The organism is bacterium (assembly GCA_030654305.1).
GTDB lineage: Bacteria > Krumholzibacteriota > Krumholzibacteriia > LZORAL124-64-63 > LZORAL124-64-63 > PNOJ01.
In genome coordinates this window covers 1-11789 of sequence record JAURXS010000364.1, presented here as the reverse complement: position 1 = coordinate 11789, position 11789 = coordinate 1, and the positions used below count along the sequence as shown (strand labels likewise).

General features: G+C 68.7%; 10 protein-coding genes. 1 reads left to right on the top strand and 9 read right to left on the bottom strand.

All coding sequences use genetic code 11. The features are described 5' to 3' along the window. The 7 genes from Q7W29_10505 to Q7W29_10475 all read right to left on the bottom strand — a co-directional run. Positions 1-464 (bottom strand): hypothetical protein (locus Q7W29_10505; protein MDO9172250.1); only part of this gene is annotated, 464 nt, incomplete at its 3' end. Between the two features lie 6 nt (positions 465-470). Continuing rightward, entirely contained in the window at positions 471-863 is a 393-nt protein-coding gene (locus Q7W29_10500) for a response regulator (protein ID MDO9172249.1), read from the bottom strand. After that, on the bottom strand, positions 838-1308 hold the full coding sequence (locus Q7W29_10495; protein ID MDO9172248.1) for a hydrogenase maturation protease: 471 nt from the start codon (positions 1306-1308) through the stop codon (positions 838-840). The genes Q7W29_10500 and Q7W29_10495 overlap by 26 nt, the downstream gene beginning before the upstream one ends. 7 nt (positions 1309-1315) lie before the next feature. Then, positions 1316-2620: a Ni/Fe hydrogenase subunit alpha gene (locus Q7W29_10490; protein ID MDO9172247.1), complete on the bottom strand. Its 1305-nt coding sequence runs from the start codon at positions 2618-2620 to the stop codon at positions 1316-1318. Beyond that, the gene (locus tag Q7W29_10485) at positions 2620-3366 is read right to left on the bottom strand and encodes an NADH:ubiquinone oxidoreductase (protein MDO9172246.1); all 747 of its coding nucleotides are present in this window, start codon (positions 3364-3366) and stop codon (positions 2620-2622) included. Before Q7W29_10485 ends, Q7W29_10490 begins: the two co-directional genes overlap by 1 nt. Next, entirely contained in the window at positions 3366-4217 is an 852-nt protein-coding gene (locus Q7W29_10480; GenBank protein MDO9172245.1) for an FAD/NAD(P)-binding protein, read from the bottom strand. Before Q7W29_10480 ends, Q7W29_10485 begins: the two co-directional genes overlap by 1 nt. A gap of 21 nt (positions 4218-4238) precedes the next feature. Then, complete coding sequence (locus tag Q7W29_10475; protein ID MDO9172244.1) at positions 4239-5252, bottom strand: 4Fe-4S dicluster domain-containing protein; 1014 nt, start codon at positions 5250-5252, stop codon at positions 4239-4241. Between the two features lie 368 nt (positions 5253-5620). On the opposite strand from Q7W29_10475, the gene Q7W29_10470 reads away from it, so the two are divergent. Then, positions 5621-8053, top strand: a complete 2433-nt coding sequence (locus tag Q7W29_10470) for a sodium-translocating pyrophosphatase (protein MDO9172243.1) — start codon at positions 5621-5623, stop codon at positions 8051-8053. A 102-nt stretch (positions 8054-8155) separates the two neighbouring features. On the opposite strand, the gene Q7W29_10465 is transcribed toward Q7W29_10470, so the two are convergent. Both Q7W29_10465 and Q7W29_10460 read right to left on the bottom strand, forming a co-directional pair. Beyond that, a complete protein-coding gene (locus Q7W29_10465) occupies positions 8156-10588 on the bottom strand; it encodes a FlgD immunoglobulin-like domain containing protein (protein ID MDO9172242.1) in 2433 nt (810 codons plus the stop codon). A gap of 187 nt (positions 10589-10775) precedes the next feature. Continuing rightward, positions 10776-11585 carry an FKBP-type peptidyl-prolyl cis-trans isomerase gene (locus Q7W29_10460; GenBank protein MDO9172241.1) on the bottom strand — a complete coding sequence of 270 codons (810 nt, stop codon included), beginning with the start codon at positions 11583-11585 and terminating at the stop codon, positions 10776-10778. Positions 11586-11789: the final 204 nt, after the last annotated feature.

The following is an 11789-nucleotide window of genomic DNA, read 5'->3' as shown; positions in this document are numbered from 1 at the left end:
TCGGCGGTGAACAGCAGTCCCGCCAGCAGGGCCATGCGGCGGATCTCGCTCCCCTTGAACAGCAGGCCCGCCAGCAGCACGTGGATGATGTAGATGAAGTGGAAGGGGTTCTCGATCCCGCCGCTGAAGCTCAGCAGGACCGTCAGCAGCAGGAGGTCCAGGACCATCTGGAGCTTGACGACGAGCAGCTCGGCGCGGATGTCGGTCGCCTGCACGCGCCGGTTGCGCAGCGTGTAGGTCGCGTTCAGGGCCGCCAGGACGGCGGCCGTCAGCAGGATGGGCAGCAGCGGCAGTGTGACGCCGCCGAACTCGACCGCCAGCAGCGAGACCAGCGCGACGCCGAGGGCGGCGCTCCAGCGCATGCGGTTGAACCAGTCGGAGCGCACGCGCAGCGACGCGGCCGAGACGAAGTGGGCCGATTCGGGGGCGATCGGTTCGGCGGCTCCCGCGGCTCTGCGCTCCATGGCCTCCTAGATCGTCGGCGGCAGGTGCTTGCGCACCAGGTCCACGAGCCGCCGCGGACTGACCGGCTTCTCGAGGTACTCGTCCACCGGCAGGAAGTCCGAGTCCTTCTCCGGGTCGAAGGCGTACCCCGTCTGGTCGGCCACCGCGGTCAGCATGATGATCGGGATGTCCCTGGTATTGTCACCCTTGCGCAGCTCGTAGGCAACCTGGAATCCCTCGTCGATCTCGCCCATCATCACGTCCAGCAGGATCAGGTCGGGCTTCCGCTCGCGGGCCAGTTCCAGGCCCCGGGCGCCGTTCTGGGCGTCGATCACGCCGAAGCCCTCGCTCTCGAGGGTCAGCCGGATGATCTCGACCAGGTCGATGTCGTCGTCAATGACCAGGATGGTCCGCTTCATCGGAATGAACCTCCGCTTTGATGATCTCCAGCACCTCGGGGACCGCCGACGCCACCGCGTCCGAAAGGCCCCGGTCGATCTCCAGCGTCTGCGGCTCCACGCCCACGATCACCAGCCGCCGCGGGAGGCGGTCGATGCGCTCGGCCAGGGCAAAGGCCTCCGCGAGGCCGAACCCGTGCAGCGAGAGCCGGTCCCCGGCGAGTCCCAGGGCGACCTCGCCCGGGGCGAAGCGCACGACGCGTCCCGGCTCCAGGCCCATGCGGGCCGCGTCCACGATCACGTGCAGCTCCTCGTCCGCGAAGCGGTCGATCAGCGACAGGGCGTCGGTCCCGGCGTCGATCAGCTCGGCGCCCGGGAAGGCGTCCGTGGCGCGCGCCCGCTCCAGGACGGCCGCCCCCACCCCGTCGTCGCCGTACAGCGGATTGCCGACCGCGATGAGCTTCACGCCGCTCCTACCTCGTGAACTTCACGTCCAGCATGTGCACCGAGCACGAGATGCAGGGGTCGTAGGCGCGCACCAGCATCTCCAGCAGGTGCGCGATCGCGGCCTCGCCGCGGTCCACGACCTCGGGCACGAGCTTGACCATGTCGTCGTCGATGTTGGCCAGGTTCTGCCCCGTGGGGATGATGCAGTTGGCGGCCGTGATGCGGCCCTGCCGGTCGTAGGTGTACTCGTGGTACAGGATGCCGCGCGGCACCTCGGTGGCGCCGATGCCCGTGCCGTGGCGCGTGGGGTCCTGGTTGGGGACCTCGTCGCGGATGCCGGCCGCCAGCAGGCGGTCCAGGATGGCCATGGCGTCGAGGCAGCAGTGGACCGACTCGACGACCTGGGCCACGGTGTTCATGAACGGGTTGTGGCAGCCCGGCTTCAGGCCGAGCTTCGCCGCCACGCCCAGCGCCTCGGGGCAGAGCCGGTCGTGGTTGTTGTTCCAGCGGGCCAGGGCGCCCACCATGTACGAGGACCGGTTGACCTTGCAGTGCTTCGAGGTGCTGTGGGGCACGATGAACTCGTTGCTCATGCGGCGGTACTCGCTGTCCGGCACGCGGCCGGTGTCGGTCGAGCAGATGTCGCCGTCGTAGAGCGCGTAGTCGTCGTCGCTGCGCAGGGAGATGAACTCCGTCTCGCGCGTGAAGTCCGGGATCTCGCCCGCCAGCGTCGCCACGACGTCGGCCGCGAAGACCAGGTCCGGCAGCATCTGCTTCTCGAGGCGCTCGCGCAGCACGGCCAGGGACTTCGCCGACGGGAGCTGCGTGAAGCCGCCGGGCACGCAGGAGATCGGGTGGACGGCGCGGCCGGAGACCACCTCGCCGATGTCGTTGGCCAGCCGCTTCATGCGCAGGGCGGCCTTGACGACCTCGGGGTGCGTGCCCACCAGCGGGAACACCGAGCCGACCTTCAGGAAGTCGGGCGCGGCCAGGAACAGCGCGTGCAGCACGTTGGACTGGATCGTGGCGCCGTGGACCAGCAGCTTGCGCAGCAGCACCGTCTGCTCGCTGACCTCCAGGCCCAGCGCCTGCTCGGTGGCCTTGAACGAGGTCATCTGGTGGCCGAGCGAGCAGATGCCGCAGATGCGCGAGGTGATGATCGCGGCCTCGTGGAAGTTGCGGCCCTTGAGCATGGCCTCGAAGTAGCGCGGGGCCTCGACGATCTCCAGGCGCGCCTTCTCCAGCACGCCGTCGCGCATGTTGACCACGATGTCCCCGTGGCCCTCCACCCGCGTCAGATGATGGACCTTGATGTCCAGGTTGGTGCCCATCAGGAGACCCCCTCGAGCTGGTTGGCGTTGAACATCTGCAGCTTCTTGCGCGCGTCGTCCATCGACAGGCCGTGGGCGACCAGGATCTCCTCCATCGCCCCGATGTTGGGCTCGGGCACCAGGCCGCGGCAGCCCGTGCAGTACTGGCCGAAGGTGGGGCACTGCGCGTCGCAGCCGGCGCGGGTGACCGGCCCGAGGCAGATCATCCCCTTCTCGTAGACGCACTCGTTGTCCTTCAGCTTGCACTCGGTGCACACCGCGTTGCCGGGCTCGATGGGCGCCTTGCCCATGACCAGGGCGGTGAACACCTTCAGGAACTCCAGCTGGGTCATGGGGCAGCCGCGGACGTTGACGTCGACCTTGACCACCGCGCTCAGCGGCAGCGCGGGCAACGTCGGGAACAGGTACTTGTCCTGCCCGTAGACCTCCTCGCGCACCTGCTCGATGGGCCGGATGTTCTTCAGGGCGTTGATGCCGCCCTGCACCGCGCAGGCGCCCAGGGCCACCAGGACCTTGGACTTGCGCCGGATCTCGTGGATCCGCTTGATGCAGTCGGGCGTCGACAGGGCGCCCTCGACGAAGGCGATGTCCAGCGTCTCGGACCGCCCGTCCATGGCCTCGCGCCACTCGACGATCTCCACGTGCTCCAGGATGTCCAGGAGCTGATCCTCGAAATTCAGCTGGTTGAGCTCGCAGCCCTCGCAGCCGGTGAAGTCGAAGATGCCGACTCTCGGTTTGTTCGCCATCACAGAGCCTCCCGGAGTGCCTTGATGTCGGGGTAGTGGTAGACGGGCCCGTCCTGGCAGACGTAGCTGCCGTTGATCTGGCAGTGCCCGCACTTGCCCACGCCGCACTTCATGCGGCGCTCGAGGGACATGTAGATGTTCTCCTCGGGGAGGCGCTTGGACTTCAGGGCCAGCAGGACGAACCGGTACATGACCGGGGGCCCGCAGACGCAGGCCAGGGTGTTCGGGAGATCCAGGTCCAGGCCCGGGATCAGGGTCGTGATGACGCCGGTGCGGCCCTGCCAGCCCGGCGATCCGCGGTCCACGGTGAGGTGGAACTCGACCCGGGGGTCGCTCTCCCACAGGCGCCGCTCCTCCTCGAACAGCAGGTCGGTGTCGCTCTTGCTGCCGTAGCAGATGATGAGCCGGCCGAAGTCGCCGCGGTTGTCCAGGACGTAGTTGATCAGCGAGCGCAGCGGCACCAGGCCGATGCCGCCGGCGACCACCAGCACGTCCTTGCCCTTGAACTTGGACATGTCGAAGCCGCTGCCGAAGGGGCCGCGGATGCCGATGCGCTCGCCGGGCTGCATGCGGTGGATCATCTCGGTGAGCATGCCCACCTTGCGGATGCCCAGCTCGAAGGCGCCCTTCTTCGTCGGCGACGAGGAGACCGAGATCGGCGCCTCGCCGACGCCGAACAGCGACACCTCGACAAACTGCCCCGGCCGGTGCCCCAGGTCGGCGCCGCCCGGCAGCCTGATCTCGAACAGCTTCTCCAGCGGCGTCATCGACCGCACGTCCGTGATCTCCGCCATGACGGGCAGGTACAGGTCCTTCGTCGCGGCGGGAGTGATGAGTTCTCGCTTGGTCATCTTGCCTCTCCTTGACGGGACCTAGGCCTTGACGGCGTCGTAGTCGTTCACCAGACGGTTGACGATCGAGACGATGCTGATCCCGGCGGTGCAGGACGCCGTGCAGCGCCCGCAGCCCACGCACCAGGGCTCGCCCGTCTCGTCGGAGATGTACTTGAACTTGCGGAACACGCGGTGGCGCTGGCGCGCGGCCGGCTCCTCGCGGAAGACCTCGCCGCCGGCCACCTCGGTGAAGCTGCGCAGCATGCAGCCGTCCCAGTGGCGCTCGCGGCTGCCGCGGGTCACCGTGATGTCGACCCCGTCCTCGACGTCGAAGCAGTAGCAGGTGGGGCAGACGAGGTTGCAGGTGCCGCAGCTCGTGCACTTCTCGGCCTCCTCCTCCCACACCTCGCTGTCGTAGCCGTGGGCCAGGACGTCCTTGAGCTTGGCCTGCGGGACGTAGATGTGCTGGTGGAAGGGGGCCGCGGCCGGCAGGCCCGCCTTGTGGGCGGGCAGCGGGAAGCCGGCGATCAGGCCCTCGCCGCCGGGGGTCAGCGCCTCGAGCGCGTAGCCGCCCTCGCACGGGTGCAGGAACAGGTCGCAGCCGGTGGTGTCGCCGGCCGGGATGCCCACCGAGCCGCTGAAGTGGAACCGGTCGGGCGTGAAGCCCACCCCGACGATCAGCGCGCCCTGGCGCCGCGTCAGGTAGTTCCGCTCCGGGTTGCCCGTCACGAAGTTGTGGTCGAGCTTCAGCACCGCGTGGACGTCGTAGCTGTGGACGCCCAGGAACACGGCGTCCAGCGGCGCGACCGCCGGCTGCTCGCAGGTGTTCTCGACCAGGTTGAAGCTGAGCAGCTCCTCGCGCGGCGGCAGGAAGTACCTCTTGATCGAGCTGACGCTCCGCGGGTAGTCCAGCACCACGTCCTGCGGCCGCTCGACCGGCGCGAACGCGAACGCGTTGCGGCCCTTGCGGTGCGGCGCGTACACCGTCTTCTGCTGCTGCAGATGGCCGATGAACGCCGCTACCTTGCCCTTTTCCAGATAGAATCGAGCCATGCGAGCACTCTCCCCTGTGGTGGTACGGCCCGGGTCGATCCCGGAATCCACCACAAATGTTTTTTCCGAAACACCTTATGTCAAGAAATAAACAGGATGACCGGCAACGTCACCACCTCGTCAAGCAGGCTTCGTGCCGTGCGGAACCACTTCGGAACACACAATCTCCTGGCAGTTCCCACCTGTTACATTATCGTTGAGACTCGATATCGACCGGGCGGAGGCCCGCCGGCCGCCCCGGTGCATCCATCCTTGACAGCACCCCGCCCGGCGGGGATAACAGACCACGGTCTGCCAACGCTTGTCGCCACCGGCGCACCCGGGTTCCGGGCCGCCGAGAGGTCGCCAATCCCGAAAGAGGGGTCGTCATGTTCCGTGCGCTCGACCACGCCCGGCCCGGGTCCGCCACGCCCGCCCGCCTGGCCGCGGCCGCCACCGCGCTCATCCTGCTCCTCGGCGCCGCCCCGGCGGCCCTGGCCCAGCACGCCCCCGGCGGCGAGGCCAACCTGGTCCTGCCGCCCCTGACCGAGGGGCGCGGACTGCTGACGGCCGGCCTGCTCGTCTGCGTCCTGGGCATCGGCTTCGGGCTGCTCATGATGCAGCGCGTCAAGAACATGCCCGTCCACAAGTCGATGTCGGACATCTCGGCCCTCATCTACGAGACCTGCAAGACCTACCTGATCCAGCAGGGCAAGCTGCTGCTCGTGCTGGAGCTGTTCATCGCCGTCATCATCCTGCTCTACTTCGCCGTGCTGCTGAAGTTCGCGGCGGTCAAGGTCTTCATCATCCTGCTGTTCAGCCTCATCGGCATCGCCGGCAGCTACGGCGTGGCCTGGTTCGGCATCCGCATCAACACCTACGCCAACTCCCGCGTCGCCTTCGCCAGCCTGAAGGGCAAGCCCTTCCCCCTGATGGACATCCCCCTGCAGGCCGGCATGAGCATCGGCATGATGCTGATCAGCGTCGAGCTGCTGATGATGCTGCTGATCCTGCTGTTCATCCCCGGCGACTACGCCGGGCCGTGCTTCCTCGGCTTCGCCATCGGCGAGTCCCTCGGCGCGGCCGCCCTGCGCATCGCGGGCGGCATCTTCACCAAGATCGCTGACATCGGCGCCGACCTCATGAAGATCGTCTTCAACATCAAGGAAGACGACGCGCGCAACCCCGGCGTGATCGCCGACTGCACGGGCGACAACGCCGGCGACTCGGTCGGCCCGAGCGCGGACGGCTTCGAGACCTACGGCGTGACCGGCGTGGCCCTGATCACCTTCATCATGCTCGCGGTGCCCCAGGCGGCGACGCAGGTCCAGCTGCTGGTCTGGATCTTCATGATGCGCGTGCTGATGGTCGTCACCAGCGGGCTGTCGTACGTCGTCAACGGCGCCGTGGCCAAGGCCCGCTACGGCGAGGCGAAGAAGATGGACTTCGAGGCGCCGCTGACCTCCCTGGTCTGGCTGACCTCGATCATCTCGGTGGCCGTCACCTACGTCGCCTCCTACGTCCTGATCCGCGACCTCGGCGACGGCACGCTGTGGTGGAAGCTCTCGACGGTCATCACCTGCGGAACGCTCGCGGGCGCCATCATCCCCGAACTGGTCAAGGTCTTCACCTCGACCAACTCGCGCCACGTGCGCGAGATCGTGACCTCGTCGCGCGAGGGCGGCGCCTCGCTGACCGTCCTGTCCGGCCTGGTGGCGGGCAACTTCAGCGCCTACTGGCTGGGCCTCGCCATCGCCGCCCTGCTGGGCATCGCCTACGGCGTCAGCACGCTGGGCCTGGGCGCCCTGATGGCCGCACCGGCGGTGTTCGCCTTCGGCCTGGTGGCGTTCGGCTTCCTGAGCATGGGCCCGGTCACGATCGCCGTGGACTCCTACGGCCCCGTGACGGACAACGCCCAGTCGGTGTTCGAGCTGTCGGTGATCGAGAACATCCCGGGCATCAAGGAGGAGCTGAAGCGCGACCACGGCTTCGACGTCGACTTCACGCACGCCAAGGACCTGCTCGAGGAGAACGACGGCGCGGGCAACACCTTCAAGGCCACGGCCAAGCCGGTGCTGATCGGCACTGCGGTCGCCGGCGCCACCACGATGATCTTTTCGATCATCGTGGGGCTCACCCACGGCCTGACCGAGAACCTCGACAAGCTGTCGCTCCTGCACCCGCCGTTCCTGCTCGGCATGCTGTGCGGCGGCGCGATGATCTACTGGTTCACGGGCGCCTCGACGCAGGCCGTGACCACCGGCGCCTACCGCGCCGTGGAGTTCATCAAGCGCAACATCAAGCTCGACGGCGCCGAGAAGGCCTCGGTCGAGGACAGCAAGAAGGTCGTGGAGATCTGCACCCAGTACGCGCAGAAGGGGATGTTCAACATCTTCCTGGCCGTCTTCTTCGCGACGCTCGCCTTCGCCTTCCTCGAGCCGTACTTCTTCATCGGCTACCTGATCGCCATCGCGTTTTTCGGCCTCTTCCAGGCCATCTTCATGGCCAACGCGGGCGGCGCCTGGGACAACGCGAAGAAGGTCGTCGAGACCGACCTCAAGGAGAAGGGCACGCCCCTGCACGCCGCCACGGTCATCGGCGACACCGTGGGCGACCCCTTCAAGGACACCAGCTCGGTGGCCATGAACCCCGTCATCAAATTCACGACGTTGTTCGGCCTGCTCGCCGTCGAGCTGGCGGTCGCCCTGCGGCTCGACCACCCCGCCCTGGTCCTCTTCCTGTCGGGGCTGTTCCTGCTGGTGTCGATGACGTTCGTCTGGCGCTCGTTCTACCGGATGCGGATCCCGGTCGAGGGCGAGTAGCGGCGGCGCGAAACCGATCACGCCCCGACTGGCAGCAGAAGAGCGGCGCCCCTCCCCGGAGGGGCGCCGCTCGTGCGAGCGGAGCAGGAGGCTCCCGAACCGTCAGCGGACCAGCGCGATCTTCCTGGTCTCCCGGTAATCGCCCGCCGCGAGCCGGCAGTAGTAGACGCCGCTCGCCGCCTCGCGTCCCGCCGCGTCCCTGCCGTCCCACGTCACTTCGTTCCGGCCGGACGGACGTTCGCCGACCGCGAGGTCACGGACCAGACGCCCCGCGGCGTCGTGGATGCGCAGCTCGACCAGGATCCGTTCCCGCAGCGTGAAGACGAGGCGCGTGGACGGATTGAACGGATTGGGAACGTTGGCTTCCAGCCGCGTGACCGGCGGCGGGGAACCGTCGCCCACCGGCGTCAGCCGGTCGGGGTCCAGCAACGCGGAGGCGCTCTCGTTGCCGTGCGTGTCCCGGGCCGTCAGCTTGTACCAGGCCCCTGCCGTCGGACAGTCGGCGTCGAAGTACGCGGTGTCGGCCACCGTCGCCACGAGGTTGCCGGGGTCCGGCACGAAATCTGGATCGCCGCCGCGGTAGAGGGCGTAGCGCTCCAGGTCGGCCTCCGTGTTGGGCGACCAGTTCAGGGCGAGACCGGCCGGAGAGTACTGGAGCCGCCCAGCCAGCGCCTGCGGCGCGGCGGGGGCCAGGTTGTCCACGGACACGCCGCTGTCCGGCGCGGAGATCCAGAATCTGGACGGATCCGTCGCGTGCGCGATGACCTGGAAGTACTGGGTCGCGGGAGAAGCGTCGGTGGAATCGTAGAGCGTTGGAACAGTCGCAGCGTACCCGGAGAGATGGTAGGCGTCACGCGACGCGACCAGCTCCCAGAAGAACGTGCGCCCGGTCAGCGCTTCCAGGCGGTAGACCGGAACGCCCCCGTCGGCGGACACGCCGCCGACCTCACCCGCCACGGCGTCCGCGCTCACAACCCGCGCCTTCGCAGCGGCCAGGTTCGTCCGGGCGACCGCCGGCGGCACCGCACGCCAGACGGTGTAGCCGGCGATCTCCATCGCGGGCCAGGGATCGAGGCGGCTGGCGTACCAGGCCGCGACCACCGAACCGCCCTGGTCCCCGGGCACGTCGCGCACGTAACGGATGTCCGGGGACGGGTAACCCCAGTAGCCGTGGCGGTCGACCCGCTGAGCCGCCATGCGGGGTGACTGGTCGCGCCCGTCCTGCCAGGCGACGATCACCCCGCCCGCGCCATCCGTCGTCAGCGCCGGGTAGTACTGGTGACCGTTGGCCGAGCACACCGCGACACCGCCGGCTGTCCACGAGTCGGCTCCGGCGTCATCGAGCCTCTGCGCGTAGATATCCGCGTAGGTGGCGCGGTAATCGTACCACGCGACGATCGCCCCGCCCACGCCGTCGGCCTCCACCTGCGGATCGCGGACCAGGGAAGGAAGCGAGCAGACTGGCACGCCCGGGGCGGCCCAGAAGGGCGTCCCGGCGCCGGAGATCCGCTGCGCCCTCACGTCGGAGTCCCCGGACAGTCCCTGCTCCCAAACCACGAAGGCGCCGCCGGCAGCGTCGCTCGCCGTCCGCGGCGGTACGCTCTGACCGACGCCCGCGCAGATCACCGACCCGTTGGCGGTCCACAGGGTCGTGCCGTAGGCATCGATCCTCTGGCCATAGAGGTCCGCGCCGCCGCGGCCGTCCATCCACGCCAGGATGACGCCGCCGGCGCCGTCCTCCACGATGCTCACCATGTTCTGGATGTTGGCGGCAGTGCAGACCGGGACGCCGTCGACATTCCACAGCACAGAGCCATAGTAGGACACGCGCCTCGCGTAGATGTCGGCGTCGACCGGCCCGGCGCGGTAGTCCGTCCAGGCGACCACGGCGCCCCCCAGCGCGTCCGAGGCGACGGCGAGGCCCTCGGCGATGTCGGTCGCCGTGCAGATCGCGACGCCGCCGTCCGCCCATGCCACATCGCCAGATGCCGTGATCCTCTGCGCGTAGACGTCCTTGCCGGCGTTGCGATCGTCCAGCCAAGCCACGATCGCGCCGCCGTACCCGTCGCCGACGACGGCGAGGCTGCTCTGGGATTCGGGCCACACCACGACCGGCACACCCTCGATGGTCCACAGCCGATTGCCGTCGGCGTCGAAGCGCTGCGCGAAGACGTCCAGGTTGCCGTTGCGGTAGTCCACCCAGACGACGACGGCCCCTCCCGCGCCGTCGCTCACGATCCGCGGTAGCGCCTGGCTCGTCGCGCCGGGGGCGACGATGATCCCGGAATCCCCCCAAAGGACGCGACCGTGACCGGTCGTGCGCTGGACGATGACGTGGTTGGCGCCGTCCCTGTAGTCCCACCAGGCGAAGATCGCTCCCTGCTCCCCGTCGGGAACCAGGTGCACGTCGTAGGGCGAACTCGCGGGCCAAGCCAGGTTGACCCCGTTCAGGGGCCAGGTGAAGGACTGGGCGGGCGACGCCGCCAGTCCCAGCGCCGTCAAGGCGCAGGCCAGGATCAATCGTCGAGCCTTCATGTCGTCCCCCCTTGCGCGGCACATGGCGAGAGCTATTGAATCGACTATATCACAATCGCCGTGGAGAGACGCCGGCATCGGTCGCCGCGGCGGGGAATCGCGACGATCGGCCTGACACAATGCCAGCAGGGCGCCCCGACCGCGGGACGCCCTGCTGTTGCAACGAATTGTGGTTCTTTGCGTTGGCTTACTCGGCCGGCGCCTCGACCTTGCCCTGGACCCCCAGCAGCTCGACGTCGAAGGTCAGCGTCGAGTTGGGCGGGATCACGCCCAGGTCGCGGTCGCCGTAGCCCAGCTCGGGCGGGATGGTCAGCGTGCGCTTGCCGCCGACCTTCATGCCCTTGACGCCGATGTCCCAGCCCGGGATCACGCGGCCGGCGTCCAGCTGGAACTCGAACGGTGAACCGCGGTCGAGCGAGCTGTCGAACTTCTCGCCCTTGACGCCGTCCTTCATCAGCCAGCCGGTGTAGTGCACCTGCACGACGTCGCCGGACTCGGCGGCGGGGCCGCTGCCGGTCGCGGTGTCGGCCATCTGCACCTCGGGGATGGCGACCAGCTCGACCTCGAAGATCAGCGTGGAGTTGGCCGGGATCTTCGGCGTGTCGCGATCGCCGTAGCCCATGGCCGGCTCGAGGATCAGTTCGCGCTTGCCGCCGACCTTCATGCCGGGGATGCCCTCGTCCCAGCCCTTGATCAGGCGGCCGGTGCCGATCGGGAAGGTCGCGGGCACGCCGCGGGTCACGGAGCTGTCGAAGGGCTCGGCGGCCTTCTGGCCACCCGTGTACACCCAGCCGGTGTAGTGGACGGTCACGAAATCGCCCTTGGCGGCCGCGCGGCCGTCGCCGACGGTCAGATCCTTGATGTTCAGTCCCGGCACCTGGACCACGTCCTTCGCTTCCGAGGAATTCTTGCCGGCGGCGTCGCCGTCCTTGCAGCCGGCGAGCATGGTCGCCAGGATCAGGATGATTGCGATGACCGCCGTGGTGGTGCGCTGCATAGGCCTCTCTCCTTTTCAAGTCGGATGGGGGGCGACGCCCGAGGCGGCGCGCGAAGGGGTGAATATACCCGCAGCGGGGCGGGGACGCTAGGATAGATCCCGCCGGGGAGCCAGGGCCAGCGCCGCCAGCCAGGCCGCGTAGGCCAGATGGGCGGCCGCCATGGCCCAGGCCACGGCCGCGGCCCCGCCCAGCGGCGCCGCGAC